General features: G+C 71.6%; 25 protein-coding genes and 2 riboswitches. Of the genes, 16 read left to right on the top strand and 9 right to left on the bottom strand.

The features are described from left to right. Window positions 1-499: 499 nt before the first annotated feature. Complete coding sequence (locus ACLBX9_RS11940) at window positions 500-856, bottom strand: hypothetical protein (protein WP_447719064.1); 357 nt, start codon at window positions 854-856, stop codon at window positions 500-502. A gap of 182 nt (window positions 857-1,038) precedes the next feature. Here ACLBX9_RS11940 and argE point away from each other — a divergent pair, with 182 nt between their 5' ends. Together argE and ACLBX9_RS11930 are read left to right on the top strand one after the other, a co-directional pair. Continuing rightward, window positions 1,039-2,229 carry an acetylornithine deacetylase gene (gene argE, locus ACLBX9_RS11935; RefSeq protein ID WP_447719063.1) on the top strand — a complete coding sequence of 397 codons (1,191 nt, stop codon included), beginning with the start codon at window positions 1,039-1,041 and terminating at the stop codon, window positions 2,227-2,229. Window positions 2,230-2,443: 214 nt separating this feature from the next. Next, on the top strand, window positions 2,444-2,917 hold the full coding sequence (locus ACLBX9_RS11930; protein WP_039894435.1) for a DoxX family membrane protein: 474 nt from the start codon (window positions 2,444-2,446) through the stop codon (window positions 2,915-2,917). A gap of 20 nt (window positions 2,918-2,937) precedes the next feature. Here ACLBX9_RS11930 and ACLBX9_RS11925 read toward each other — a convergent pair whose 3' ends face one another. The 3 genes from ACLBX9_RS11925 to ACLBX9_RS11915 form a co-directional block, all read right to left on the bottom strand. Beyond that, a complete protein-coding gene (locus ACLBX9_RS11925) occupies window positions 2,938-3,543 on the bottom strand; it encodes a glutathione S-transferase (protein WP_447719062.1) in 606 nt (201 codons plus the stop codon). 91 nt (window positions 3,544-3,634) lie between these two features. Beyond that, the gene (locus ACLBX9_RS11920; RefSeq protein ID WP_447719061.1) at window positions 3,635-3,877 is read right to left on the bottom strand and encodes a hypothetical protein; all 243 of its coding nucleotides are present in this window, start codon (window positions 3,875-3,877) and stop codon (window positions 3,635-3,637) included. Window positions 3,878-4,058: 181 nt separating this feature from the next. After that, window positions 4,059-4,436 carry a nuclear transport factor 2 family protein gene (locus ACLBX9_RS11915; RefSeq protein WP_447719060.1) on the bottom strand — a complete coding sequence of 126 codons (378 nt, stop codon included), beginning with the start codon at window positions 4,434-4,436 and terminating at the stop codon, window positions 4,059-4,061. Window positions 4,437-4,764: 328 nt separating this feature from the next. Then, window positions 4,765-4,869: riboswitch (glycine riboswitch) on the top strand. 3 nt (window positions 4,870-4,872) lie between these two features. After that, a riboswitch (glycine riboswitch) is annotated at window positions 4,873-4,982 on the top strand. A 67-nt stretch (window positions 4,983-5,049) separates the two neighbouring features. Between ACLBX9_RS11915 and ACLBX9_RS11910 the strand changes: the two genes are divergently transcribed. From ACLBX9_RS11910 to ACLBX9_RS11875, 8 genes are all read left to right on the top strand, one after another. Next, on the top strand, window positions 5,050-6,312 hold the full coding sequence (locus tag ACLBX9_RS11910) for a D-amino acid dehydrogenase (protein ID WP_447719059.1): 1,263 nt from the start codon (window positions 5,050-5,052) through the stop codon (window positions 6,310-6,312). A gap of 143 nt (window positions 6,313-6,455) precedes the next feature. Beyond that, window positions 6,456-7,595: a pyridoxal-phosphate dependent enzyme gene (locus ACLBX9_RS11905; protein WP_447719058.1), complete on the top strand. Its 1,140-nt coding sequence runs from the start codon at window positions 6,456-6,458 to the stop codon at window positions 7,593-7,595. A gap of 47 nt (window positions 7,596-7,642) precedes the next feature. Further along, window positions 7,643-8,764 (top strand): DSD1 family PLP-dependent enzyme, encoded by a 1,122-nt coding sequence (locus tag ACLBX9_RS11900; protein ID WP_447719057.1) that lies wholly within the window; start codon window positions 7,643-7,645, stop codon window positions 8,762-8,764. A gap of 142 nt (window positions 8,765-8,906) precedes the next feature. Further along, window positions 8,907-9,845, top strand: a complete 939-nt coding sequence (locus tag ACLBX9_RS11895) for an ornithine cyclodeaminase family protein (RefSeq protein WP_447719056.1) — start codon at window positions 8,907-8,909, stop codon at window positions 9,843-9,845. A 43-nt stretch (window positions 9,846-9,888) separates the two neighbouring features. Further along, complete coding sequence (cobF, locus tag ACLBX9_RS11890) at window positions 9,889-10,677, top strand: precorrin-6A synthase (deacetylating) (protein WP_447719055.1); 789 nt, start codon at window positions 9,889-9,891, stop codon at window positions 10,675-10,677. Window positions 10,678-10,686: 9 nt separating this feature from the next. Beyond that, complete coding sequence (locus ACLBX9_RS11885; protein WP_447719054.1) at window positions 10,687-12,411, top strand: DEAD/DEAH box helicase; 1,725 nt, start codon at window positions 10,687-10,689, stop codon at window positions 12,409-12,411. Window positions 12,412-13,573: 1,162 nt separating this feature from the next. Further along, the gene (locus ACLBX9_RS11880) at window positions 13,574-13,996 is read left to right on the top strand and encodes a tripartite tricarboxylate transporter TctB family protein (RefSeq protein ID WP_010686404.1); all 423 of its coding nucleotides are present in this window, start codon (window positions 13,574-13,576) and stop codon (window positions 13,994-13,996) included. Next, window positions 13,996-15,525, top strand: coding sequence for a tripartite tricarboxylate transporter permease (locus ACLBX9_RS11875; protein WP_010686405.1), 1,530 nt, complete (start codon window positions 13,996-13,998; stop codon window positions 15,523-15,525). Before ACLBX9_RS11880 ends, ACLBX9_RS11875 begins: the two co-directional genes overlap by 1 nt. A gap of 30 nt (window positions 15,526-15,555) precedes the next feature. Here the strand turns inward: ACLBX9_RS11875 and ACLBX9_RS11870 are convergent, their stop codons facing one another. The 3 genes from ACLBX9_RS11870 to ACLBX9_RS11860 all read right to left on the bottom strand — a co-directional run bounded on the left by ACLBX9_RS11870 (window position 15,556) and on the right by ACLBX9_RS11860 (window position 18,560). Next, entirely contained in the window at window positions 15,556-16,548 is a 993-nt protein-coding gene (locus ACLBX9_RS11870; protein WP_447719053.1) for a tripartite tricarboxylate transporter substrate binding protein, read from the bottom strand. 163 nt (window positions 16,549-16,711) lie between these two features. Continuing rightward, window positions 16,712-17,656 (bottom strand): alpha/beta hydrolase, encoded by a 945-nt coding sequence (locus tag ACLBX9_RS11865; RefSeq protein ID WP_010686407.1) that lies wholly within the window; start codon window positions 17,654-17,656, stop codon window positions 16,712-16,714. A 79-nt stretch (window positions 17,657-17,735) separates the two neighbouring features. Continuing rightward, on the bottom strand, window positions 17,736-18,560 hold the full coding sequence (locus ACLBX9_RS11860; protein ID WP_447719052.1) for a MetQ/NlpA family ABC transporter substrate-binding protein: 825 nt from the start codon (window positions 18,558-18,560) through the stop codon (window positions 17,736-17,738). Here ACLBX9_RS11860 and ACLBX9_RS11855 point away from each other — a divergent pair. Together ACLBX9_RS11855 and ACLBX9_RS11850 are read left to right on the top strand one after the other, a co-directional pair. After that, the gene (locus ACLBX9_RS11855; RefSeq protein WP_010686409.1) at window positions 18,559-18,708 is read left to right on the top strand and encodes a hypothetical protein; all 150 of its coding nucleotides are present in this window, start codon (window positions 18,559-18,561) and stop codon (window positions 18,706-18,708) included. The two genes, ACLBX9_RS11860 and ACLBX9_RS11855, sit on opposite strands and share 2 nt — an antisense overlap. A 105-nt stretch (window positions 18,709-18,813) precedes the next feature. Beyond that, window positions 18,814-19,338, top strand: coding sequence for a cupin domain-containing protein (locus ACLBX9_RS11850; protein WP_447719051.1), 525 nt, complete (start codon window positions 18,814-18,816; stop codon window positions 19,336-19,338). A gap of 10 nt (window positions 19,339-19,348) precedes the next feature. Here ACLBX9_RS11850 and ACLBX9_RS11845 read toward each other — a convergent pair whose 3' ends face one another. Together ACLBX9_RS11845 and ACLBX9_RS11840 are read right to left on the bottom strand one after the other, a co-directional pair. After that, entirely contained in the window at window positions 19,349-20,482 is a 1,134-nt protein-coding gene (locus ACLBX9_RS11845) for a hypothetical protein (protein ID WP_447719050.1), read from the bottom strand. 96 nt (window positions 20,483-20,578) lie between these two features. Next, window positions 20,579-21,763 (bottom strand): sensor histidine kinase, encoded by a 1,185-nt coding sequence (locus ACLBX9_RS11840; protein ID WP_447719096.1) that lies wholly within the window; start codon window positions 21,761-21,763, stop codon window positions 20,579-20,581. A 223-nt stretch (window positions 21,764-21,986) separates the two neighbouring features. On the opposite strand from ACLBX9_RS11840, the gene ACLBX9_RS11835 reads away from it, so the two are divergent. The 4 genes from ACLBX9_RS11835 (at window position 21,987) to ACLBX9_RS11820 (ending at window position 24,495) form a co-directional block, all read left to right on the top strand. Then, a complete protein-coding gene (locus ACLBX9_RS11835; RefSeq protein ID WP_010686413.1) occupies window positions 21,987-22,250 on the top strand; it encodes a hypothetical protein in 264 nt (87 codons plus the stop codon). Between the two features lie 372 nt (window positions 22,251-22,622). Beyond that, window positions 22,623-22,847, top strand: a complete 225-nt coding sequence (locus tag ACLBX9_RS11830) for a DUF2945 domain-containing protein (RefSeq protein ID WP_447719049.1) — start codon at window positions 22,623-22,625, stop codon at window positions 22,845-22,847. 116 nt (window positions 22,848-22,963) lie between these two features. Further along, window positions 22,964-23,458 carry a (2Fe-2S)-binding protein gene (locus ACLBX9_RS11825; protein WP_010686415.1) on the top strand — a complete coding sequence of 165 codons (495 nt, stop codon included), beginning with the start codon at window positions 22,964-22,966 and terminating at the stop codon, window positions 23,456-23,458. Continuing rightward, window positions 23,455-24,495, top strand: a complete 1,041-nt coding sequence (locus ACLBX9_RS11820; protein WP_447719048.1) for an FAD binding domain-containing protein — start codon at window positions 23,455-23,457, stop codon at window positions 24,493-24,495. The genes ACLBX9_RS11825 and ACLBX9_RS11820 overlap by 4 nt, the downstream gene beginning before the upstream one ends. The last annotated feature ends 69 nt before the right edge of the window (window positions 24,496-24,564 follow it).

Below are 24,564 nucleotides of genomic sequence, written 5' to 3'. Positions count from 1 at the left end.
CAGGACACCTTCTGAGCACGCACGGCAGACCTCAGCAAGCCAGTATCGGGCCCCGGCGCCGCACTATTACTATCGAGAGTTGCAAATATGCACGCGGTCGGCCTCAAATCAGCGCGCCGGAGCCCGTTGCGGCAGAGCTACGATGGTCTCACGTCCCCATCGGAGAAGGACCGAACGGCTCCGCAGCGCGCTCTCCCCCCTCTGCGGGGGAGGGTGGCCCCCGAAGGGCGTCGGGAGAGGGGAGCGCGACGGTGCAGGATTGAACGCTGGCCTTCATGAAACGCGCGCCCCTTCCGGAAGCCGGGTTCCCCCCTTGCGGGACTGCGTCCCGGCCCGACCCCTGCTGACGCAGGGGCCTCCCTCCCCCGCAGAGGGGGGAGGGAGGGCGCGTGCCATGCCTGGATCGCCAGACCTGTCGACCGGACAACGATCCCGATCCCGATGTGTGAACCCCCAAGCCCGGCAGGGTACCGGCAGCCTGCACCGGACCCGTCCGGCGTCAGAAGCCGGGCCACGCCCCCGGGATCGTGCCGCCGTAGCCCCAGCCCGTGAAGGGCGGCGCCGCGACCCGTTCCCGCGTGGCCGGGGCGAAGACCCGGGCGAGGGGCCTCGGCGCCTGCCAGACCCGCCAGTCCCGCCGCGCCTCCCCGGCCATGCGGGCCAGGGTCCGGTCCATGTCGGAGGCGGCCCGCGGGTGATGCCGTCCGGGATGGGGCCGTGCCTCAACCGAAGAAGCCGCCAGCAGCGCGACCGGAAGGATCAGGGCCGCGTGGCGAGCGCCTCGGAGCGTTTCTCGGAGCGCCTCTCGGAGCCTTTCTCGGAGGATTCCCTGGATCGGCTTGGGACCGGCGCGCATGGTTCGGGCTCGTCGGGAGGGGCCTGCACCGGCAGCTACGCCGGGACGGGCCCTCCGGTTCCGCAGACCGCCGCGGCGCACCTGCGCGCCTTGGATTCCCGGGCCCCGGGATCCCCAGACCGCCCAAAACCCCGTAGAAGGCCTGACACCCGCACCCGAGACAACGCGAGCGCGAACGGCCCATGCCAGAGTCAGTGCCCGACCGGCCCGCCCCCGCATCCGACCCGGTGGCGCTCCTGGAGACGCTCATCGCCTTCGACACGGTGAGCGCCCGCTCGAACCTGCCGCTGATCGACTGGGCGGAGGCGTATTGCCGCCGCCACGGCGCCGCGGTGGAGCGGGTCCCGGACGCGACCGGCCGGAAGGCGGCGCTGCTGGTGAGCGTCGGCCCCTTCGAGACCCGCCCCGGCTACGTGCTCTCCGGCCACAGCGACGTGGTGCCGGCCGAGGGCCAGCCCTGGACGTCCGACCCGTTCAGCCTGCGGGAGGAGGGCGGCCGGCTCTACGGGCGGGGCACCTCCGACATGAAGGGGTTCCTGGCGGTCTGCCTCGCGCTCCTGCCCGAGATGGTCGCGGGCGCGCGCGCCACCCCGATCCACATCGCGATCTCGTACGACGAGGAGGTGGGCTGCCTGGGGGTGCGTCCGCTCATCGCCCGGATGCTGGAGCGCGTCCCGCGTCCGCTGGGCTGCTTCGTGGGCGAGCCCACCGGGATGGAGGTGGTGGTCGGCCACAAGGGCAAGTCGGCCGCCCGGCTCACCTTCCGGGGCAAGGCCAGCCACTCGGCCCTGGCGCCCCAGGGCGTCAACGCGGTGGAGTACGCCGCCCGGTTCATCGAGCACGTCCGGCTGTCCGCCGAGGCGCTCGTCCGGGACGGCGCCCGCGACCCGCTCTACGACGTGCCCCACACCACGGGCCTGTCGAGCGTGGTCCAGGGCGGCACGGCGCTCAACATCGTGCCCGACACCTGCAGCGTCGCGTTCGAGTACCGGGCGATCGGCGCGGACGATGCCGGGGCGCTGGCGGCGGCGGCGATCGCCTACGCCACCGATACGCTCGTGCCGCTGATGCGGGCGGTCGATCCGGCCTGCGGCGTCGATGTCGAGCCGCTGATCGACTATCCGGGCCTCGACACCGACCCGGAGGCGCCGATCGTGACCCTGGCCAAGCGGCTCGCCGGCCGGAACGGGCACGCCAAGGTCTCGTACGGCACGGAGGGCGGCCTGTTCGAGCGGCTCGGCGGCGTCCCCGCCGTGGTGATCGGCCCCGGCTCCATCGCCCGCGCCCACAGGGCCGACGAGTACGTCACCCGGGACGAACTGGAAGCCTGCGCGGGCTTCGTGCGACGGCTGATCCGCGACTGCCGGGGCTGAGATCCCGGTTTCGAAAGGTCGGGACCTTTCGCGGGTGCAGGGCGGAGCCCTGCGGCCGGGCCTTGCCCGGTGTCGCGCGAGGCGCGAGGCCGGGGCTCCGCCCCGGCACCCCGCCAAAGGGTCTCGGCCCTTTGGGAACCCCATGTCCGCGAGCGGAAACCCGCCCTAGATGCGGGATGGGCCGTCGGGGCCGGGTCGGAGTCGTCTTTACCGCATGGCCAGCCTCAGCGTCGCGATCGCGTTCGGCGTCCGCCTGCTCCTGGTGCTGCTGTTCCTGCCGTTCAGCGCGCTGGACAAGATCCTGAACTTCCGGGGCGCGGTCGGGCAGGCGCGGCAGGCCGTGCACGCCACCGCCCCCGCCACGGCGCTGATCCTGGTCGGGCTCGCCGTCGAGATCGGGATGTCGCTCTGCATCCTGACCGGCACCGCCGACCGGGCCGCCGCCTTCGTGCTGGCCGGCTATTGCGGCGTGACCGCGCTCCTGTGGAAGCAGTTCTGGGCGCCGGGCGACTTCTGGGCCGGCGGCAAGGGCCGCGAGCTGTTCTGGGACTTCTTGAAGAACTTCGCGCTGGCGGGGGGCTTCCTGCTCATCACCTTCGGCACCGGCGCCGGGACGGTCCAGGACTTCCTCGCCGACCCGCTCGGCTCGACCAACCCTTACGCGGCCGTCGACCGGGCCCGGCCGTAGCCGGACCCGGCGGTGGGATCTCAGCCCTTCGGCACGGTGGCTGCCATGGAGGGCCGGCGCTCGAACTCCGCGAACCACGCAGCGAGGGCCGGCCGTCCCTCCCGCCACGCGAGGTCGGGGAAGCGCAGGTCGAGGTAGCCCAGCGCGCAGGCCATCGCGACGGTGCCGATGTCGAGGGCCGGCCCGCCGGCCACCAGGGTCTCGAACCGGTCGAGCGCCGACCGGATCTTGCCGATCTGGCCGGCCTCCCAGGCGTCCCAGCGCCGCTCCTCCGGGCGCAGGACGCGCTCGTAGCGGGTCAGCAGCGCCGCATCGAGCAGGCCGTCGGCCAGCGCCTGCCGGGTCAGCGCGTCCCAGCGGGCGGCCCCCTCGGGGAACAGGCGCGGCCCGGCCGAGAGGCCGTCGAGATACTCGCAGATCACCCGGCTGTCGTAGAGGGCGGTGCCGTCCTCCAGCACCAGCGCGGGGATCTTGCCCAGCGGGTTGTGGGCGGCGACCTCCGGGGCGGGCCCGGTCGGGGAGGCCCCGGCCGCGGTCACGGCGATCCGGTCGATCAGCCCGGTCTCGTGGGCGACGACCAGCACCTTGCGGGCGTAGGGGGAGGCGGGGGAGTAGAGGAGCTTCATCGGACCGTCCCGGTTGGGCGTAACGCCGTGATCGCGGCGCCGCGCGACCTTGCACCGATGCCGTGCCGAATCCAGCCCCGCTGCCGGGCGGTCAGGCCTTCCGCGCCGTCCCGGACCCGGCATGCACCACCGCCCGGTTCCGGCGCACCTGACGGGTGCGCTGGCGCCAGGCGAGGAGGGCGGTCGCCGTCCGGTCCAGGAGCAGCATGCACAGGCTGCCGACGATCGCCAGCACGCAGACGGCCCCGATCAGCACACCCCAGATCCCGGGCGCCGGGATGATCATCAGGCACAGCAATCCGAACACCGCCGCGCCGGGTATCCACTTCGCCATCGCGCCGCCTGCCCGATATCGAGGAAGGTGTCTTGTCGGCAGATCCTGCGTGATGAGGCTTAATACAGATTTTATATACTATCCGTCGCGCCTGAATTCGCGCATTGAGGCGGGTTTCAGGCTAAATTCTGGTTTATCAATAGTAAAATCCGAGCGGATCGGTCCCGGCGTTCTCGGGCGCTCACGCCGTGACCGCACCGACGGGATTCGCGATGCCGATCGGATACGTTCCGTGGCCGGAGCGCACCTTGCCGTCCTCGAAGATCAGCACCTCGCTGACCCTGACGTCCTTCTGATTCCTGTACTGGATGACCAGGGTATCGATCCCGGCGAAGACATGGTCGATCGTGAAGTGCAGGTCCGGGATCACCGACAGGGCTTCCGACCAGTAACGGCGCAGGGCCGGCTTCCCCCGCACGATGCCGGCGGAGCCAGGCTGCAGCCTCAGGGCGCCCGGTGACGTGAAGACGGCGTCGTTGTGGAAATGCAGGAGCACGCGCTCCACGTCGTGCGCATTCCAGGCCTCGCACCACTCCTGCGCGAACGCGGTCCAATCCATGGCGGATCCTCCGGAAACAACGGGTGACGGGAGCCGGTCGCATCGGCCCGGATGCTTATCGTGATCGGCGCGCGCGCGAGCAAGACGGGGACGAGGGGGGCGCAGGCCCGCACGTGCCCGCATGGTCCCGCATGGTCCCGCTCCGGGCCCGCCGCTCCGGGCCATCCGGGCCGGGCGGCCTCGGCCGGGTGATGGCGCCGGGAAACGCCGCCCAGGGATTTCGCCGGACCGGTGACAGCGCGCACAGGCTGTCCGAGGAACGGGCAGGGTGCCGGGAATCCGGGCTTCTCGGCCGCGGCCGAATCGGCGTATCCAGGGGACAGCCCATCGCGACGATGCGGGAGAGACCGGGATCATCCCCACCAGAGGGAGGCCCGGCGCCGACGGAGCAACCGCCCCGGAAACTCTCAGGCACCGGAACCGTGTCGTCAGGGCGATCTGGAGAGTGGTGCAGCGGGCGAACCCGTGGGCACCCGCCGAAGGGGACGTCCGCGCTTCGCCTCGCCAGGGCCGAGCCGGATCAAGCTCTCAGGCACCGGGACAGATGGGGCGCGCAACCGGCCGACCGCTCGAGGGCGGCCTTCCCGCGTCCAGACGTTCCGGAGTCCCACCCATGACCCACATCGCCGTGATCGGCGCCGGCATCACCGGCGTGACGACCGCCTACGCGCTCGCCCAGCGCGGGTACCGCGTCACCGTCCTCGACCGGCAGCGCTACGCCGCCATGGAGACCTCCTTCGCTAATGGCGGCCAGCTCTCGGCCTGCAACGCCGAGGTGTGGAACAAGCTCTCCACGGTGATGCAGGGCCTGCGCTGGATGCTGCGCCGCGACGCGCCGCTGCTGATGAATCCCAAGCCCTCCTGGCACAAGCTGTCCTGGATGGCGGAGTTCGTCCGCGAGATCGTTCACTACCGCGAGAACACCGTGCAGACCGTGCGGCTGGCGCTGAAGGCCCGGGAGGCCCTGTTCGCCATGGCGGAGGCCGAGGGGATCGACTTCGACCTGAAGTCCCGCGGCATCCTGCACTTCTACCGCGACCGGGCGAGCTTCGAGAAGGCCACGGCGGTCAACGCCCTGCTGCGGGAGGGGGGTCTCGAGCGCTATGCCGTGACCCCGGAGGAGATCCGCGCCATCGAGCCGACGCTCGCCGGCACCTATCACGGCGGCTACTTCACGCCGTCGGACGCCACCGGCGACATCCACAAATTCACCCGCGGCCTCGCGGCCGCGTGCGCGCGCAAGGGCGTCCGCTTCATCCAGGACGCCGACGTCGCGACGATCGCGCCGGAGGAGGGGGACTACGCCGTCAGGTGGCGTGGAGCGGATCAGCCGGCCGGCGACGCGGAGATCCTGCGGGCCGACGCGGTGGTGATCTGCGCGGGCTGCGCCAGCCGGCGCTTCGCCGCCATGTTGGGCGACCGGGTCAACGTCTATCCGGTGAAGGGCTACTCGATCACCGTGAACCTGCTGACCCCGGAAGCGCAGCGGGCGGCGCCCGAGGTGAGCATCCTCGACGAGGCGGCCAAGATCGTCACCAGCCGCCTCGGCGACGAGCGCCTGCGTGTCGCCGGCACCGCCGAGTTCAACGGCTTCAACCGCGACATCCGCCACGACCGGATCCAGCCGCTGGTCGACTGGACCCGGGAGCAGTTCCCCCTGGTCGACACCGACCGGGTGGTCGCCTGGAGCGGCCTGCGCCCGATGCTGCCGAACATGCTGCCCAAGGTTGGCCGTGGCAGCCGGCCTGGCGTCTTCTACAACACCGGTCACGGCCATCTCGGCTGGACCCTCTCGGGCGCCACCGCCGAACTCGTCGCCGGGGCGATCGCCGCCGAGCACGCCCCGGAGTCGACGGTCCTGCCGCTCGTGGCCTGAGCCTCCCGGGTTTCGAAGGGCGCCGCCCATCTCGACCCGCCTCGGCCCGGATTGCGGCGCGCCGTCCTCTCCCCGGAAAGGGAGGCGCGCCGACCAAGATTATTTTGTATTATCCTCCCGAGCCGCCCCGGAACCGAGCCGCTATGCCCCCGTCCGTCGCCTATCTCGACCCCGCCACCGGCGCGACCTACCCGATCGAGACGCCCCGCTGGCGCTCGGAGACGGGTGGTCCGCTGATGATCACCGACCTGCCGGGGATCGGGCGCGGGGAGATCGACACGGGCCGGCGCTCCCTCTGGCGCTACGCCGCCGCGCTGCCGGTGCCGGTGGCCGACCCCGTCACGCTCGGGGAGGGCTGCACCCCGCTGGTGCGCCGGCCCTGGCGAGGCGGCCACGCCCATTTCAAGCTCGAGTGGTTCGCGCCCTCCGGCAGCTTCAAGGACCGGGGCGCCGCCGTGATGCTGTCGATCCTGCGCCAGCAGGGGATCGACGCCGTGCTGGAGGATTCCTCCGGGAACGGCGGCGCCGCGGTGGCGACCTACGCGGCCGCCGCCGGGATGCGGGCCAAGATCCTGGTCCCGGCCTCGACCTCGCCGGCCAAGACCGTCCAGATGCGGGCCGCCGGCGCCGAGGTCGAGCTGATCCCCGGCACCCGCCAGGACACGGCCGACGCCGCGGTCGGCCAAGCGGCGTCGATCTTCTACGCCAGCCACAATTGGCAGGCCCACTTCCTCCAGGGGACCAAGACGCTCGCCTACGAGCTGTGGGAGGATCTGGGCTTCGCCGCGCCCGACGCCGTGATCATCCCGTGCGGGGCGGGCAGCAACATCCTCGGTTGCGACATCGGCTTCTCGGAGCTGCTGCGCCGGGGGGAGATCGCCCGCCTGCCGCGGCTCTACGCGGTTCAGCCCGCCCATTGCGCCCCCCTGCACGCGGGTTTCGAGGCCGGCGCGGAGGATTTCGTGCCGGTGACGCCCCGCCCGACCCTCGCGGAGGGCGCCTCGATCGCCCAGCCGGTCCGCGGCCGGGAGGTGCTGGCGGCGCTCCGCCGGTCCGGCGGCGGCACCGTGGCGGTCTCCGAGGAATCCATCGAGGCGGCCCTGATGGAGCTCGCCCGCTCGGGCCTCTACGTCGAGCCCACCTGCGCCATGGCGGCGGCCGCGCTCACCGACCTCACCGCGCGCGGCGCGATCCGGCCCGGTGAGACCACCGTGGTGGTGCTCACCGGCACCGGCATCAAGGCGACGCCGCGCATCGCCGAGCTTCTGGGCCTCGCTCCGTAATCCGGGGCCCCCGCCACGAGATCCGCACGCGATCAGGAGGATACACCATGCGCAACAACATCCCCGCCACCGTCGGGATGCCGGTCGAGGAGGTGGATACCCCCTGCCTGCTGGTCGACCTCGACGCCCTCGAGCGCAACGTCGACACGCTCGGCCGCTTCATGAAGGAGCACGGCCTGCGCCACCGGGCGCATGCCAAGACCCACAAGTCGTCCGACATCACGGTCCTGCAGATCGAGCGGGGCGGGGCCTGCGGCGTCTGCTGCCAGAAGGTCAGCGAGGCCGAGGCGCTGGTGAGCGCCGGCATCCGCGACGTGCTGGTCTCCAACCAGGTGGTGGCGCCGAAGAAGATCGAGCGGCTCGCGGCGCTCGCCACCCGCGCGCGGGTGCTGGTCTGCGTCGACGACCTCGGCAACGTCGACGACCTCTCGGCGGCGGCGGTCCGGTACGGCGTCACCCTCGAGTGCCTCGTGGAGATCGACGTCGGCGCCGGCCGCTGCGGCGTCGCGCCGGGCGAGCCCGCTCTGGCGATCGCGAAGAAGATCGCGGCGGCGCCGGGCCTGCGCTTCGCGGGCCTGCAGGCCTACCAGGGCAAGGCCCAGCACGTGCGCGATTTCGGCGAGCGGAAGGCCCTGATCCAGACGGCGATCGACGAGACGAAGCGCACCGTCGACCTGCTCAAGGCCGAGGGGCTCGACTGCGCCATCGTGGCGGGGGCCGGCACCGGCAGCTTCGCCATGGAGGGCGGCAGCGGCGTCTACAACGAGCTGCAGTGCGGCTCCTACGTCTTCATGGACGCGGACTACCAGCGGGTGAAGGACGCGGACGGGCGGCCGATCGCGGAGTTCGAGAACAGCCTGTTCATCTACACGGCGATCATGAGCAAGGCGAAGGCGGACGTCGCGATCTGCGATGCCGGCCTCAAGGCGCAGAGCATCGACAGCGGCCTGCCGGTGGTCTTCGGCCGGGACGACGTCGAGTACGTCAAGTGCTCGGACGAGCACGGGGTGATCAGCGATCCCGGCAACGTGCTGACGCTCAACGAGCGCCTGAAGCTGATCCCCGGCCATTGCGACCCGACGGTCAACGTCTACGACTGGTATGTCGGCGTGCGGAACGGCCGCGTCGAGGCGATCTGGCCGGTGACTGCCCGCGGCATGACCCTGTAGGGGTTTCCGAGGGGCCCCGGCCCCTCGGCGGGATATCGGGGCAGGGCCCCGACGCTCGGGCCTCGCCCGAGAGTAGGGCTCTGCCCTGCACCCGCAAAAGGTCTCGACCTTTTGAAACCATGACTTTGGAGATCTTCACGCCATGCGCTTCATCTCGGAGGAGGAATCGGCCGCGTTGGTCGATCACGCCATGGCGTTCGACGCGGCCCGCGAGGCGCTGATCGCCGCGGTGGCGCCGGGCACGACCCTGTTCCCGGCGGTGCTCGGCCACGGCTCGGAGACGGCCAACCGGTTCTCGATCAAGTCGGGCTCGACCGCCGACTATGCCGGCCTGAAGGTCGGCTCGTTCTGGCCCGGCAATCCGGACCGGGGCCTGCCGCGGCATAATTCGGTGATCCTGCTGTTCGATCAGGATGTCGGCCGCGTCGATACGGTGATCGAGGCGGGCCGCGTCAACGCCTACCGGACCGCCGCCGCCGACGCGGTGGCGGCGAGCGTCCTGGCGCGGCCGGATTCGGCGGTGCTGGCGGTGTTCGGGGCCGGCAACCAGGCCGAGTTCGAGTGCGCGGCGCTCGCCCGGGTCCTGCCGATCGATACCGTGCTGGTGGTCGCCCGGGACGCCGCCAAGGTCGCGGGGTTCGCCGCGCGCTTGGCAGGGCAGGGGGCCTCGGGGATCGCAGTGCGGGCGGCCTCCGCCCAGGAGGCCTGCGCGGCCGCCGACGTGATCGTCACGGCGACGCCGGCCCGCGCGCCGCTCTTCGAGGTCGGCTGGGTCCGCCCCGGTACCCACGTCGCCGCCATGGGGGCGGATGCCAAGGGCAAACAGGAACTGCCCCCGGCCCTGCTGGAGCGTGCAACCCTGTTCTGCGACCTGCCGGAGCAGTCGCGCACCATCGGCGAGTTCCAGCACGCCTCCGCGCTGGCTCAAGGAGGCCTCACGGCGCTCGGCGACGTGCTGCGGCTCGGGGAGGGGGGCCGGACGGACCGGGACCAGATCACCGTGTTCGATTCCTCCGGCATCGCCCTGCAGGACCTGACCATCGCCCGGGCGATCCTCGCCAAAGCCGACGCGCGCTTGTAGGGGAGGGCCGGCGCCGGCTCTCCCCGCCCCGGCGGAGGACGGCATGCAGGATAGGCAGATCCGGGTCATCGGCATCGGCACGGGCGATCCCGAGCACCTGACCCTCCAGGCGGTACGGGCGCTCGCCGACGTCGACGCGGTGTTCGTCCTCGACAAGCGCGCCGAGACCGCCGACCTCGTCGAGATCCGTCGGCGGATCTGCGCGGCCCATATCCGGAAACCCCATCTGGTGATCGCCGTGGAGGATCCGCCCCGGGAGCGCCGCCCGGTCGATTACGGCAGCACCGTCGCGGCCTGGCACGCGGCCCGGGCCGAGCGGCTGGAAGCGGCCTTCGCGACCCATCTGGCGCCGGGGGCGGTGGGGGCGATCCTGGCCTGGGGCGATCCGGCCCTCTACGACAGCGTGCTGCGCATCCTCGACCGTATCGCCGCCCGCGGGCAGGTCGCCTTCACCCACACGGTGATCCCAGGCCTGTCCAGCGTGCAGGTGCTCGCCGCCCGCCACGGGGTACCGCTGAACGGCATCGGCGGGTCGGTGCTGATCACCACCGGCCGGCGCCTCGCTGCGGGATGGCCGGCGGAGGCGGAGAGCGTCGTGGTGATGCTCGACGGCGACCCGGCCTTCGGCCATCTCGACCCGGACCTGACCATCTACTGGGGCGCCCATCTCGGCGGTCCGGACGAGATTCTGGTTTCCGGCCGGCTGGGCGATGTGGGCGACGAGATCCGCCGGATCCGGGCAGAGGCGCGCGTCCGCCATGGCTGGATCATGGATATCTACCTGCTGCGCCGTGACCCCGCCGCCACGGACAGGGCCGGCGCAGCCGGCTAGACCGCCGCCATGCTGCGCCTGCGGGACTACCAGCGCGCCAGCCTCGACGCGCTCTCGGCCGCCTGGGCGCGGGGAGGGGCGGACGAGGCGGCGCCCGGCCACCTGATCGTGCTGCCCACCGGCGCCGGCAAGGCGCTCGTGATCGCGGCGCTGGCCCGGGAGACCCTGGAGGAGAACCCCCTCGCCCGGGTGGCGATCGTCACCCACAGCCGCGAGCTGGTCGCCCAGAACTTTTGCGAGCTGACGGACTTCTGGCCGGAAGCGCCGGCCGGAATCTTCTCCGCCGGACTCGGGCGGCGGGAGGCCAACGCGCAGGTGTTGGTCTGCGGCATCCAGTCGGTGGCCGACCGTCTCGACGCTGTGGGCCCGCGCGACCTCGTCATCGTCGACGAGGCGCATCTGATCCCCCGCGCCGCCGACACCCGCTACGGCCGGTTCCTGGCCGGCCTGCGGGCGATGACCCCCGGGCTGCGCGTGGCGGGCTTTACCGCGACCCCCTACCGCCTCGATTCGGGCCGCCTCGACGAAGGTGCGCACCGGCTCTTCGCCGGCATCGCCTACGAGGCGGACACGTTCACGCTGATCCAGCGCGGCTTTCTGGCCCCCCTCGTCTCGAAGGCGACGCTGACGCAACTGGACGTCTCCGGTGTCGGCCGGCGTGGGGGCGACTACATCCCGGGGGAGCTGGAGGCCGCGGTGAACCGCGACTGGATCACCCGCGCCGCCGTGTCGGAACTCGCGGACTACGGGCGTCGGCGCCGGGCGTGGCTCGCCTTCTGCGCGGGCCTTGCCCATGCCGATGCGGTGCGCGACGCCGTGCGGGCGGAGGGCTATACCTGCGAGAGCGTTTCGGGGGAGACATCCCGCCGGGAGCGGGACCGGATCGTGGCGGCGTTCCGGGCCGGACACATCCGATGCCTGACCTCGGTCGGCGTGCTCGGTACCGGCTTCAACGTGCCGGAGGTCGATCTGGTGGCGCTGCTTCGCCCGACCCGCAGCACCGGGCTCTACGTGCAGCAGGTCGGCCGGGCGCTCCGCTGCGCCCCCGGCAAGGCCGACGCGCTGATCCTCGATTATGCCGGGCTGGTGCGGATGCACGGGCCGGTGGACGCCGTAACGGTCCGGAGCGCCACGCAGGGCCTGGGTGGGGCGGGGGCCTCGCGCGCCAAGCCCTGCCCCGGCTGCGGCGCTCTGATCGCGCTGAACGCCTCAACCTGCGAGGCCTGCTGGACCGAGCCGGAGGTGGATGCGGACCGGGACGCCCCGCACGAGGCCACGGCGGACGATGAGCTGCAGATCCTCTCGGCCGACTCCGGCGATCCTTTGCCCGACGGTTCTGCCGGCGGCCTCGGGCCGACCGGCCCTGATCCCGAAGCCCCGTCCCCGGATGCGCCTTGGCACCCGGTGACGGCCCTGAGCCTGGAGCCCGCGCCGGACGGACTCGACCTCGTGCTCGGCTGGCGGGACGGCGCCACCGAGGTGGCGTGGCGCGTGCGCCTGCGGCCCGAGGGGCGCGGCTACGAGCGGGAGAAGGCGGTCGCGTGGTGGCGCGGCCTCGGGGGCGGCCGGGACGCCCCGATGGACGCGGCCGGATTCCTGGAGGGTGTCGACGCCCTCAGCCGGCCGGCGGCGATCCGGATCCAGCCGGGCCTGCTGTCGGAGCAGATCGCCTGCCGGACAGCGAACGGCCGGATCCTGGGCGACGTGCGCCGTCTGTCCGGGTGCGCCGCGTGAAACCGCCGGAGACCGGTCGGGATCTTCGCTAGATCTCCGCGGGATCTTTCTGCGAGGCCGTCGCGGGGAGGGGCCTCGGACCGCCCTCGCCCGATCCAGTGGCGCGATCACGGCGAGCCGAGATCGACCGTGGGAGATCTAAATGGACGCGCGTGGCCCGCGCAGGCAGAAACGCATGCGACCGTCCCGTCAGAGGGCACGGGCAGGGAACGGCCCGGACCCACTGCCGCAGTCGTCCGGCTGGCATGCCAACCTCCCTCACCCGACTAGGGTTCAGCGTTGAGTTCCATAATATATCTTATGCGAACGTCGGCCATGGGTCTGGGACGGCTCCGCGCGTGGCTCGCGAACTGCGTTTGGCGCGCGATTCGCCGACCGCCTGGATGCGAAGCGTCTGCAGGTCTTAGGTTCCGGGTGATCCGGTCGGTGGGATCGTCCGGCTTGGGCAGGAGCGGCTGCAACGGCGCGGATCCGTGCCGCGTCTTCGATCGGGCGAGGGCGGTGCAGTCCCCTCCCCGCGGCACGTGCGGTCGTCCTCGCGAGAGCGAAGCGGAGCATCCCGGGCCGTGCAGGCCTGCGCGGCGTGACCCGAGATCGTTCTCCTGCGCGCGTGATGGCGTATCGGCGGCGCGCAGGGTCGACCCGTGGCGGTGACCGGCAGGCAGCCCGAGGCTTCGCGGCTTGACCGGGCGAGGTCCCCTGCCCGGCTCCGGTTCAAGCAACAGCCCCAAGTCTTTCGGCGGGTCGGAGGGCGCCGGACGAAGCCGTTAGCGCGCCGGCCGCTTCCCGGACGCATGGAGCGGCAGCGGAACGCGACCGGGTTCCAGCACAAGAGGTCGCGAAGCAACCGCATGAGGCGTGTTGCGATCGCGACGGCGCGTGCTGCCCGACCCCGCTCAGGCATCGCCGCGCTGTCCGAAGGGCTCCTTCCGAGGCCTGCGCCGCGCGGCGGTCCTCGGGAGCAAGCGTGGATGGGAGGACCGTCCCTCCACGCGTGCGCATCCCTGTCCGGGTGCCGTGTCCGGGTCCGCGAAAAACGCTCCAAATGCCTGTCCATGACAGCTTTTTCCCGCCAGAGTGGCCTTCACCGCGGCGAAAATATCTTAAGCTCCGCCCGTACGCCGGCGTCAGACCGGCGGCCGGGACACGGTGGAGGAGAAGGATGCCGGACCAGAACCTCGCGAGAGGCGCGTTCGTCGTGGCGGTCGCCCTGTTCTTCGGTCTGGGGGCGCTGCGCTACCCCATCGGCACGCTGGCGCGGACCGGACCAGGCCTGTTCCCGGTGATCGTGAGCGGGCTGCTCCTCGTGCTCGGCCTGCTCATGCTCGTGCAGTCCCGTCTCGCCGCCCGGGAGCCGCTTCAGTTCAACGTCGGCAAGATCGCCCTCGTGATGCTGGGGCTCGGCGGCTTCGTCGTCGTCGCCCGATACGTCAGCATGCTGCCGGCGATCCTCGTGCTGGTCTTCGTCGTGTCGTATGCCGGCACGGCGCCGTCGTGGCGGCGCAGTCTCGGGATCTCGGCCGGGCTGGCGGTGATCGCCTTCCTGTTCCAGCGCTTCCTCGGGCTGAACCTGAGGCTGGTCTGATGGAGATCCTCCAGAACCTCGCCTTCGGCTTCGAGCACGCCCTCACCCTCGAAAACCTGCTCTATTGCGCGCTGGGCTGCGTCATCGGCACGCTGGTCGGGCTGCTGCCGGGCCTGGGGCCGCTGGCCACGATCAGCCTGCTCCTGCCCCTCACCTACTCCATCCCGCCGGGCGGCGCGCTCATCATGCTGGCGGGCATCTATTACGGCGCGCAGTACGGCGACAGCGTCAGCGCCATCACCATGCGGATCCCGCACGCGAGCAGCATCGTGGCCTGCATTGACGGGTACCAGATGACGCTGAAGGGCAAGACAGGCCTGGCGCTGTTCACCGCGGGCGTGTCGAGCTTCATCGGCGGCACCGTGGCGATCGTAGTGCTGGCCGGGCTCGCGCCGAGCCTGGGGGAGGTGGCGCTTCTGTTCGGACCCGCCGATTACTGCGCGCTGATGCTGCTCGGCTTCGTCTGCGTCAGCGTCGTCAGCAGCGGCAGCCTCCTGCGCGGCCTGTCCATGTGCCTCATCGGCGTGCTGCTCGGCCAAGTCGGCACCGACCTGGAGACCGGGACGCCGCGCTTCACCTTCGACCTGCCCTTCCTGGTCGACGGGATCAGCCTCGTCAGCGTGGCGCTCGGCTGCTTCGGCATCGCCGAGATCACAAAGAATCTCGACAGCGGCTCGGAGCGCACGCCCTTCAATGGCCGGATCAACCTCATGCCGACCTGGCCGGAATTCAAGCGCATCCTGCCGAGCGCGCTGCGCGGCAGCGCTGTCGGCTCCCTGCTCGGCATCCTGCCCGGCGGCGGCCCCACCATCGCGCAATTCGCCGCCTACGCCGTCGACAAGAAGGTGAGCAAGTACCGCCACGAGATCGGCTCCGGGTCGATCGAGGGCGTGGCGGGTCAGGCGGCGGCCGATGAGGCGGCCGCCCGCACGAGCTTCATCCCGCTCATGAGCATCGGCATCCCGGAGAACGCCGTGATGGCGCTGATGATGGCGGCCTTCATCATCAAGGGCATCCAGCCCGGCCCCAACATGATCGCCAAGCACCCGGACCTGTTCTGGGGTCTTGTCGCCAGCATGTGGATCGGCAACTGCTTCCTGCTGATCATCAACGTGCCGCTGGTGCGGTTCTGGCTGTCGGTCTTCAAGATCCCCTACGCGGTGCTGTTCCCGTCGATCCTGTTCTTCTGCTGCATCGGCACGTTCAGCGTGAACAACAACCTGGACGACATCTATATCACGGCGGCCTTCGGCTTCCTGGGCTACGTGATGATGCGCCTCGCCCTGGATCCGGCCCCGCTGATGCTCGGCTTCATCCTCGGCCCGATGCTCGAGGAGAACTTCCGCCGCGCCATGCTCCTGAGCCGCGGCAGCCTCACGGTGTTCATCACACGGCCGATCGCGGGGGGCCTGCTCGCGCTGATCGCCGCGATGGTGGTCTGGCAACTCATCCGCGTGCTGTCCCGGCGCAAAGCACGGACCGCGACCGCCCCGGAGGCGTCCGGATCGTTGACGGGCGGCCCGACCTGAGGTCTGGCGCGGACGCGCCCGTCCGGTTGGTCAGTCGACCGTCGCGCCCGAGAACGCCACGACCTTGCGCCACTTCTCCACCTCCTGGGCGATCAGCGCGCCGAACGCCTCGGGGGTGAGCTGCAGGGGGGCGCCGCCGAGATCCGCGAGCTTCTTGGCCATTGCCGGGTCGGCCAGAACCTCGTTCACCTCCCGGTTGAGGTGCGCGATCAGCTCCGGCGGGGTCTTGCGGGGGGCGCCGATCCCGAACCACGCGCTCGCCTCGTAGCCCGGCACCGTCTCGGCGACCGTCGGCACGTCCGGCAGCGCCGGCGCGCGCTCCGCCGTCGTCACGCCGAGCGCCCGCAGGCTGCCGCCGCGCACGTGGCCGATTGAGGAGGGCAGGTTGTCGAACAGCACGTCGGCGTTGCCGGCCAGCAGGTCGGTGATCGCCGGTCCGGCGCCCCGGTAGGGCACGTGCACCATCGACACGCCCGTCATCGCCTTGAACAGCTCGCCCGACATGTGAACCGACGTGCCGACCCCCGAGGAGGCCATGTTCACCTTGTCGGGGTTCGCCTTGCAGTAGGCAATGAACTCCGCCACCGACTTCACCGGCAGCTTCGGGCTGATCTCCATGATGTTGGGTGAGCGCGTGATCGCCGCCACGGGGGCGATATCCCGCTGGAAGTTGAAATTCAGCTTCTTGTACAGGCTGTCATTGATGCCGTTGGCCGGGTTCGCCAGCAGGATCGTGTAGCCGTCCGGCTCGGCGCGGACGACGGCGTCGGTGCCGATGTTGTTGGCCGCCCCCGGCCGGTTCTCGACGAGGACCTGCTGGCCCAGGCGCCGGCCGAGGGGCTCGGCGATGAGGCGGGCCAGCACGTCGGTGGTCCCGCCCGGGGCGTAGCCGACGACGAAGCGGATCGGACGCGTCGGGTAGGTCTGCGCCAGCGCGGGCCGGGCCAGCAGCGCCGCGCCGGCGCCGAGGCCCGCTCCGATGACCGAGCGGCGTGACCAGGAGGACGAGGGTGTGGGTGCCATGTGCGTTCTCTCCCGCGCGGCCCATCGTTGAACGGGGCCGGTCACCGCGCAGGTTAGGAGCGCTCTCGATCGACGTGCAATCGGGAATGACCTTAAGTCCTTGATACACTGCGTCCGCTGACGCCGGACCGAAGGCCGCCGATTCATCCGCTGATCGGCAAGCTCAGCGCATCACCGCGACGCTCGTCAGCCAGAGCCGGCAGAGCCTCGGCCAGAGGGCGACCGGCGCCTCCGAGCGACCGATCCCGAAGCCGTGGCCGCCGACGGCGAAACGGTGGTACTCGACCGGCACCCGCGCGGCGCGGCATGCCTCGTCGAGCACGCGGCTGTGCTCGGGGCTGATGACGGCATCGTCGTCGGCCTGCACCAGGAACAGCGTGGGGCAGCCGGACCGGATGTGCGTGTGGAGCGACCAGTCCCGGCTCGCCTCCGGGCTCGGAGCCTCGCCGACCAGGGAATGCCGGGTGGTCGTGCGGTCGTAGGGCGGCTCCAGGCTCACCACCGGGTAGATCAGCGTCGCGAAGTCGGGCCGGGCCGACAGGTCGTCGGCCGCGTCGACGGGGTCGTACGCCCGGAACGCGGAGCGCGCCGCGATCATCCCGCCGAGATGGCCGCCGGCCGAGAAGCCGAGCACGCCGATGCGAGCCGGGTCGATCCGGAAGCGCCCGGCCTCGGCGCGGATCAGGCGCAGGGCCCGCTGCCCGTCCTGGAGCGGCGCGAGGGGGCCCGCCCCCCAGCCCTCGCGCGGCAGGCGATAGGTGAGCACGAAGGCCGTGATGCCCTGCGCGGCGAGCCAGAGCGCGGCCGGCAGGGCCTCCTTGACCATCCCGATCCGGGCGTAGCCGCCGCCGCCGGCCACGAGGACCGCCACGCCGGTGGGAGTCTCCGGGGCGTAGACCTCCAGCACGGGCGTGGCGACGTTCTTGACCGCACCGCTGTCGTCGCGGACCAGCGGGCCCTGCGGACCGCCGCCGCCCGGCGGCTCCCCCGGCCAGAGCGGGATCCGCTCCGGCGCCCCGACGGCATCCGCGCCCCGCGCCGACAGGAGCACCGAGGTCGTGGCCAGGGTGAGGAGAAGGGATCGGCGGTCGGGCAGAAGGTCGGGCATTGCGGAGGCCCCTCGCGAAGGGCGCCTTCCCGTGCTGCCCGGTAGGCAAGACCGGGGCTCCGGATCGGTTCCCGACCGCTCAGGCCCGCACCGGCACCACGGAGCCGCGGTAGCGGGTCCGGATGAACGCCGCGACCTCGGCCGAGGTCAGGAGCGCGGCCAGCCGCAGGATTCGGGGATCCTGCGCCAGCGCCTCGGTGGTGACGAGGACGTTCGCGTAGGGGTTGCCCTCCGCGCGCTCCAGCGCCAGGGCGTCCCGCGCGGGCTCCAGCCCGGCCTCCAGGGCGTAGTTGCCGTTGATCACCGCGAGCGCCACGTCGTCGAGGGAGCGCGGCAATTGCGGCGGCGCGATCTCGATGAAGCGGAAGCCCTTCGGGTTCTCGGCGACGTCGTCGACGCTCGCGAAGGCCCCCTCCCCGTCCGGCCGCAAGCGGATCAACCCGTTCTCCTGGAGCAGCGTCAGGCTCCGGCTCGCGTTGGTGACGTTGTTCGGGAGGGCGACGAGGCCGCCCTTCGGCAGCTCGGCGAGGACTCTGGCGCGCCGGCTGTAGAGCCCGAGGGGCTCGACATGCACCGTCGCCACGACCGCGAAGCGGGTCCCCAGCGCAGCCTCCTCGGCTCGCAGGAAGGGCACGTGCTGGAAGAAGTTGGCATCGGCGTCGCCGTCGCGCAGGAGCGCGTTCGGTCTCAGGTCGCCGCTGATCTCGATGACCTTGAGCGGGATGTCGGGCGCCAGCGTCTCGCTGACGAAGTGCAGGATCTCCGCGTGCGGGACCGATGATGCCACGACGCGCAGAGCCTGTCCGGCCGCACCCGCGCGCCCACCGGCCGCGAGGATCAGGAGTTCGGCCAGGGATCCAGCCAAGAATCCGGCCAGGACGACGCGACGGGACGGAGCGGTCATGGGCGTGTTCGATGGCCTGTTGGCGGAGGACACGCGACGGGTCTTACTGACCGACCGGATGCCGTTCAAGGAAACGAAGTGTTCGATTTTCCTGGGGATGAAGATCGGTGTTCTGCCCGTGATCCAAAGTGAACACGAGTTCTACTGACGCTCATCTTTCCCAGGCGAATCATCGTCTCGTCAGAGGCCGGGCGGCCGGCGGGCGCCTCGCAAACCGGCGCCGCCGTGTCATGATGGCGCCGGAGGATCCGACATGCACGACAGCGATGATGATCACACCCATACCCACGAACCCCCGCACGGCGACGCGCCCGGCGCAGCGGAGCGCTGGAAACACGACGGCGTGCGGGTGATCCCGGGCGACCGGCTCGATGCCAACACCGCGCAGACGCCCGGTATGTTCCGGCAGGCGGCGATCAACGCCGCGCGCGTCGGCGCCCAGAAGATCTGGGCCGGCACGGTGGCGATCCAGCCCGATGCCAAGACCGGCGTGCACCATCACGGTGACCTGGAGAGCGTGATCTACGTGGTCTCGGGCCGCGCCCGGATGCGCTGGGGCGAGCGGCTGGACTACGTCGCGGAGGCCGGCCCCGGCGACTTCATCTTCGTGCCGCCCTACGTGCCCCACCAGGAGATCAACGCCTCGACCGACGAGCCCCTGCACTGCGTGCTGGTGCGCTCCGACAACGAGGCGGTGGTGGTCAACCTGCCCGACGTCGCGGCCGCCGAGGCTCCCGAGACGGTCTACTGGGTCGATCCGATCCACAAGCACCCGTGAGGGAGCCCGCTCACGCGAACCGCGGCACCAACCGGCCGAGGAGAGCCCGGCCCGGGAACCGGCGCGGCGGCATCGGCAGCGTCGGCGCGGGTTCCTCCCCCGGGATCTGTCCCTCGGCGAAGCGCGCGCCCACCGACCAGAAGCCGTCCCGGCGCGTGCCGATCATGCCGAGCCCGACGGGCTCCTGCGCCGCCTCGGCCCGCAGCCGCCCCGCGGCCCAGACCCGCTGCCAGCAGCCGCGCCGCGACAGGTCGGCGTCCTGCCAACCGAGCCGCGCGTAGCCCGCCGCCGCGAAGATGCGCGTCCCGGAAAAATCCTCCGGGATCCAGACCCAGCTCGAGAAGACATGGACCGCGTCGCGGCGGAAGCCCGCCGGGTCGACCGCCCGGGTATAGGCGCTCAGCGCCGTCTCGCGGTGCCGGCCGACATGGTGGCGCAGACCGCCCCGCAGCGGCAGCGCCTCTGGGAAGGTGGCGGCGTCGAGGCGGGTCGGCACCGCGCCGCGGTCCAGCGCGTAGGCGCTGTCCACGAGGTGCATCCAGGGCTCTAGATCGACCTCCCAGGCCTGCTCCACCGGAGCGAACCGGCGCACCGTCCCGGCGATCAGGTGGTCGCCGACGCGCCGGACCGGTTCAGGATGCCAGCCCGGCTCCGCTTCCGTCACGCGCAGCAGCGTCGAGGGGCCGTGCGCCCGGACCGCCGCGGCGAGCCGCGCGAAGTCGGTCTCGGAGGTCTCGGGGCCGGTCTTGCGCACCAGGATCTTCGCGCCGTCAGTGAGATCGTCCAGGAACTTGCGCTTGAGATGGGCGAGCCGGCCGTATTCCCGCTCCAGCAACGCCTCCGGCTCGATCGAGCCGTCCGGGTGCCCGGTATTGGCCCAGATGTTGTAGGCGAGGCTGTGACAGTAATAGGTGCCGCCCGCGCTGACGGAGAGGCGCAGGTCGCCCGGTACGCCGAAATCCGAGAAGCCGCAGCGCAGCCCGCGGATCAGGTCCTCCAGGGGCGTGTAGGAGAAGCGCAACAGGCCGGAGGGCTCGACTCCGCCGTAGCGCTGCACGAACCCGAACTCGCAATTGTCGCCCAGGCTCCGAAAGGCGTGGAGCCGCTCGGCGAGGATCGTCGCCGCATCCCTGGTCTCAGTCACTGCATCCGCTCTGTCTCGCCGAGCCCGTCGCGCAGATCGCGATGGCGCGGGACATTTGTCCAGTCCTGGCTTCGATGAGCGGCGCGTCCCGCGCGCTCACTCGGTCAACGGTACGTCCAGTCGGAAGCAGGCGCCCTGCCCTCGGGCCGGTGTCGTGAGGCTGCCTCCGAGCTGGCGCGTCAGGCTGCCGACCACCCGCATGCCGAGGCTCTTCGAGGCGCGCCCGATCTCGAAGTCCGCCGGCAGCCCGACGCCGTCGTCGGACACCTCGACCACGAGCCCGCCGGGCTGGTGCTCAGCCTTGACGCGGATCTCGCCGCCCTGCGGGTGGGTCTCGGGCGGATAGGCGTATTTAAGCGCGTTGGTGACGAGTTCGTTGACCAGGAGTCCGATCGGGATAGCCCGGTCGGCCGAGATCCGATGCGGCGCGGCCGTGCAGGCGAGCCGTCGATCCGGGGCGCCGCTGGCGAGGTTGGCCACCAGCTTCTCCAGGAACGGCGCGAGATCGAGTTCGCCCGGCACCCCCTCCCCATCATCGGCCGTTTTGTCTCCGGTCCCGTCACCCTGCCGCCAGAGCTGGTCGTGGACGCCCGCGATCGCCTCGACCCGGCTGCGCGCATCCGTCAGGGCCGTCTGCACGGCGGGCTCGTCGGCGGCGCGCGCCTGGAGGGCCAGGAGGCTCGCCACGATGGCGAGGCTGTTCTTGACCCGGTGGCTCATCTCGCGGGCAAGCAGGTCCTGTCGGGCCAGCGCCGCGCGCAGCAGGCTCTCGGTGCGCTGGCGCTCGATGGCGCCGCCCAACAGGTTGGCGAAGCCCTGCATGAAGGCGATGTCGGCCTCCGCGAACATGCCTTCGCGGGTGTCGTCCACCTCCAGCACCCCGAACGCACCGTCCCGGTTCTCGATCAGCACGTTGATCGCCCGGCGGATGCCGTGGTCGGCCATGAGCTGCGGCGTGCGGAACCGGGTCTCCTCGGCGAGGTGGTTCGAGATCACCGGCCGGCCGGTCTTGAGGGCGAAGCCCGCCGGGGAGGCGAGGTCGGCCCCGATCCGGGCCCTGCCGATCACGTCCGGTCCCCAGCCGACGCCGGCCCGCACCAGCAGCGTGTCGGCGCCGGGACGGTATTCCAGCGCCTTGCAGAATTCGGCGCCCATGCCCTGCGCGCACAGTTCCGCGGCCCGCTGCAGCAGGTGGTCGACATCGGTGCCGCGCAGGGCCTCGACGCCGAATTCCGACAGGATCGCCTGCTGACGCAGGCGATAGTCGAGGTCGGGGGGCATGGGCCCGCGGGCCGGCTCCGGGCTGGGTTCCACTTCGGTCTGGTCGGTCTGTGCTGTCATGGAGGCGGTCATGGAGATGGCGAGACTAGCAGGAAGGCGGGCCCGGCGCGACGCGGCGCCGGCGGGCGGGTCGCACCCGTCGTCGCACCCGGACGGGTTTTCGGGAGCCGTGGCTCCCCGCGCGGCGTTCGTCACACGAACCCTGCACGCGAGGACTGCACCGATGGCCGACGCCGTGAACGGACTCTCCGACAAGGCTCTCTCGATCTTCGCCTTCGCGGCCTATCACCGTCTCGTCAGCGGCGAGCGGGTCACCTCGGTGATCCGCAGGGACGGTGCCGGCCACGAGGCCGATCCGGAGGGTGTGAAGGAGCTGGAGGCGCGCGGCCTCGTCACCGCCGGCGAGACCGGCATCGATCTGGGCGAGACCGCGCAGGCCACGGTGGAGGCGATGGTCGCGGCGCTGCGCCGCGAAGTCGGGCGCTGAAGCCTCCCCTATCGTCCGGGAGCGCGAAGCGTTCCGGCACGTCGCGAGGCGGGGAGGATGTCGCCCCCACCCTCGAGCCATCGTCGCGCAGCCGGGAATGAGGCGACTTGGTCGCGGAACGAGACGCTGCGCATGGTCGTGTCGCCGATCTGGTCCGGGGCGGCCCGGCGTTCCCCGGCATCGCCGCGGGTCCCCGGCACTGGCAGGGGCCCGCCACGATCCCGCGGGCAGTTTCCGAGCGCGCGCATCACCTCGATTTGGAATGGACGTGGAAAGACTCGGAGATGCGCGGCTGCGGCATTCCGGCCGTGGAAACCCGGGAACGCGCCCTCCCCGGGCCGCTTGTCACCGCACCACGGACGGAGGGTTGTGATGACCGCCAAGGTGAAGACCGGAGACGATGTCACCTACACGTGGGGCAAGGGCACGGTCTCGGGGGAGGTGACCAAGGTCCATACCCAGGACGTCAAGAAGACGATCAAGGGGAACACGGTCAAGCGCGCGGCTTCGAAGAGCGAGCCCGCCGTCGAGATCAAGACCGCCAAGGGCAAGACCGTCCTCAAGTCGGCCACGGAGGTCACGGTCAAGTCCGCATAAGGGCGCAACCTGCACATGCCGTGATGTTGCGCACATCGCCTTGTGTTTTGGTCTCGCCGAGGTCGGGGCTCCGGCTATCTGTAACGGTTCCAGCCTTAGAAAGCCGGGACCCCCGCATGACCATTCCCCTCAGGCTCACCCTGAACGGGCAGAAGCGCGAGATCGCCCTCGACGATCCGCGCGTCACCCTCTTAGACCTCCTGCGCGAGCGCCTCGGCCTGACGGGCGCAAAGAAGGGCTGCGACCGCGGCCAGTGCGGCGCCTGCACGGTGCTGGTGGACGGGCGGCGCATCAACAGCTGCCTCACGCTCGCCGCGAGCCTCGACGGCGCCGAGGTGCTGACCATCGAGGGCCTGGCCGAGGGCGACCGGCTGCACCCGGTCCAGGCGGCCTTCATCGCCCATGACGGCTTCCAGTGCGGCTTCTGCACCCCCGGGCAGATCATGAGCGCGGTCGGCCTGATCCGCGAGGGCCATGCCGGAACCGATCCCGAGCGCATCCGCGAGGGCATGAGCGGCAATCTCTGCCGTTGCGGCGCCTACGCGGGCATCCTGGACGCGGTTCAGGACGCGGCCGCCCGGACGACGGAGCAGCGGGAGGACGCGGCGTGAGGACCTTCGACTACATCCGCCCTGCGAACGTGCCGGAGGCCGTGGCGGCCGGGCAGGTTCCGGGCACCGCCTACCTCGCCGCCGGCACCAACTTGGTCGACCTGATGAAGGGCGGCGTCGCCACCCCGGAGCGGGTCGTCGACATCACCCGCCTGCCCGGCCTGTCGGCCATCGAGCGGCTGCCTGACGGCGCCACGCGGGTCGGCGCCCTGGTGCGCAACAGCGATCTCGCCTACGACCCAGGCTTCGCCAAGGCCTACCCGATGGTGGCCGAGGCCCTGCTGGCCGGCGCCTCGGCCCAGCTGCGCAACGCCGCCACGGTCGGCGGCAACCTGATGCAGCGCACCCGCTGCCAGTTCTTCACCGACGCCGTCTCACCCTGCAACAAGCGCGCGCCCGGCTCCGGTTGCGCGGCGCTCGGGCACGCCACCCGCATCCACGCGGTCCAGGGCTGGAGCGAGCACTGCATCGCCACCCACCCGTCCGACTTCTGCGTGCCGCTCGCCGCCCTCGACGCGGTGGTCGAGATCGCCGGTCCGGACGGCGCCCGGGAGGTTCCGCTCGCGGAATTCCACCACCTTCCCGGCGACCACCCGGAGCGGGAGACGGCGCTGCAACCGGGCGAGCTGATCACCGCCCTGCGGCTGCCCCCCGAGGCGGCGTCCTTCCGGGGCCACGCCCGCTATCTCAAGGTCCGCGACCGCACTTCCTACGCCTTCGCGGTGGTCTCGGCGGCGGCCGCCCTGACGCTCGAGGGGGGCACGATCGACCGAGCGCGGCTCGCCCTCGGCGGGCTGGCGCTCAAGCCCTGGCGGGTGGCGGAGGCCGAGGCGGCGCTCGCCGGACAGGCGCCCTCCCCTGAGGCCTACGCGAAGGCTGCCGACGCGGCGCTGGCGGGTGCCAAGCCCACCGGCGAGGCCAACGCCTTCAAGGTCGAGCTCGCCCGACGGGTGGCGATCCGCGCGCTGACCCAGGCCGCCGCCGGGACGCCCGCCCGGATTCCGGCGCTCCCCGCCTCTCCGTTCGGCATCGTCTGACACGCGGTCGATGGCTTGGCACCGCCGTCCCTGCGAGCGGAGCGAAGCAGCCCAGTCGGCGTCACGACC

The organism is Methylobacterium sp. A49B (genome assembly GCF_053346215.1).
The sequence above is the reverse complement of the archived record's forward strand: the minus strand, read 5'-3'. Positions and strand labels throughout refer to the sequence as shown.

Coding starts and splice junctions, on each gene's coding strand:
- ACLBX9_RS11940 (WP_447719064.1), bottom strand. CDS start 856: ATGCGCGCCGGTCCCAAGCCGATCCAGGGAATCCTCCGAGAAAGGCTC.
- argE (WP_447719063.1), top strand. CDS start 1,039: ATGCCAGAGTCAGTGCCCGACCGGCCCGCCCCCGCATCCGACCCGGTG.
- ACLBX9_RS11930 (WP_039894435.1), top strand. CDS start 2,444: ATGGCCAGCCTCAGCGTCGCGATCGCGTTCGGCGTCCGCCTGCTCCTG.
- ACLBX9_RS11925 (WP_447719062.1), bottom strand. CDS start 3,543: ATGAAGCTCCTCTACTCCCCCGCCTCCCCCTACGCCCGCAAGGTGCTG.
- ACLBX9_RS11920 (WP_447719061.1), bottom strand. CDS start 3,877: ATGGCGAAGTGGATACCCGGCGCGGCGGTGTTCGGATTGCTGTGCCTG.
- ACLBX9_RS11915 (WP_447719060.1), bottom strand. CDS start 4,436: ATGGATTGGACCGCGTTCGCGCAGGAGTGGTGCGAGGCCTGGAATGCG.
- ACLBX9_RS11910 (WP_447719059.1), top strand. CDS start 5,050: ATGACCCACATCGCCGTGATCGGCGCCGGCATCACCGGCGTGACGACC.
- ACLBX9_RS11905 (WP_447719058.1), top strand. CDS start 6,456: ATGCCCCCGTCCGTCGCCTATCTCGACCCCGCCACCGGCGCGACCTAC.
- ACLBX9_RS11900 (WP_447719057.1), top strand. CDS start 7,643: ATGCGCAACAACATCCCCGCCACCGTCGGGATGCCGGTCGAGGAGGTG.
- ACLBX9_RS11895 (WP_447719056.1), top strand. CDS start 8,907: ATGCGCTTCATCTCGGAGGAGGAATCGGCCGCGTTGGTCGATCACGCC.
- cobF (WP_447719055.1), top strand. CDS start 9,889: ATGCAGGATAGGCAGATCCGGGTCATCGGCATCGGCACGGGCGATCCC.
- ACLBX9_RS11885 (WP_447719054.1), top strand. CDS start 10,687: ATGCTGCGCCTGCGGGACTACCAGCGCGCCAGCCTCGACGCGCTCTCG.
- ACLBX9_RS11880 (WP_010686404.1), top strand. CDS start 13,574: ATGCCGGACCAGAACCTCGCGAGAGGCGCGTTCGTCGTGGCGGTCGCC.
- ACLBX9_RS11875 (WP_010686405.1), top strand. CDS start 13,996: ATGGAGATCCTCCAGAACCTCGCCTTCGGCTTCGAGCACGCCCTCACC.
- ACLBX9_RS11870 (WP_447719053.1), bottom strand. CDS start 16,548: ATGGCACCCACACCCTCGTCCTCCTGGTCACGCCGCTCGGTCATCGGA.
- ACLBX9_RS11865 (WP_010686407.1), bottom strand. CDS start 17,656: ATGCCCGACCTTCTGCCCGACCGCCGATCCCTTCTCCTCACCCTGGCC.
- ACLBX9_RS11855 (WP_010686409.1), top strand. CDS start 18,559: ATGGGCGTGTTCGATGGCCTGTTGGCGGAGGACACGCGACGGGTCTTA.
- ACLBX9_RS11860 (WP_447719052.1), bottom strand. CDS start 18,560: ATGACCGCTCCGTCCCGTCGCGTCGTCCTGGCCGGATTCTTGGCTGGA.
- ACLBX9_RS11850 (WP_447719051.1), top strand. CDS start 18,814: ATGCACGACAGCGATGATGATCACACCCATACCCACGAACCCCCGCAC.
- ACLBX9_RS11840 (WP_447719096.1), bottom strand. CDS start 21,763: ATGCCCCCCGACCTCGACTATCGCCTGCGTCAGCAGGCGATCCTGTCG.
- ACLBX9_RS11835 (WP_010686413.1), top strand. CDS start 21,987: ATGGCCGACGCCGTGAACGGACTCTCCGACAAGGCTCTCTCGATCTTC.
- ACLBX9_RS11830 (WP_447719049.1), top strand. CDS start 22,623: ATGACCGCCAAGGTGAAGACCGGAGACGATGTCACCTACACGTGGGGC.
- ACLBX9_RS11825 (WP_010686415.1), top strand. CDS start 22,964: ATGACCATTCCCCTCAGGCTCACCCTGAACGGGCAGAAGCGCGAGATC.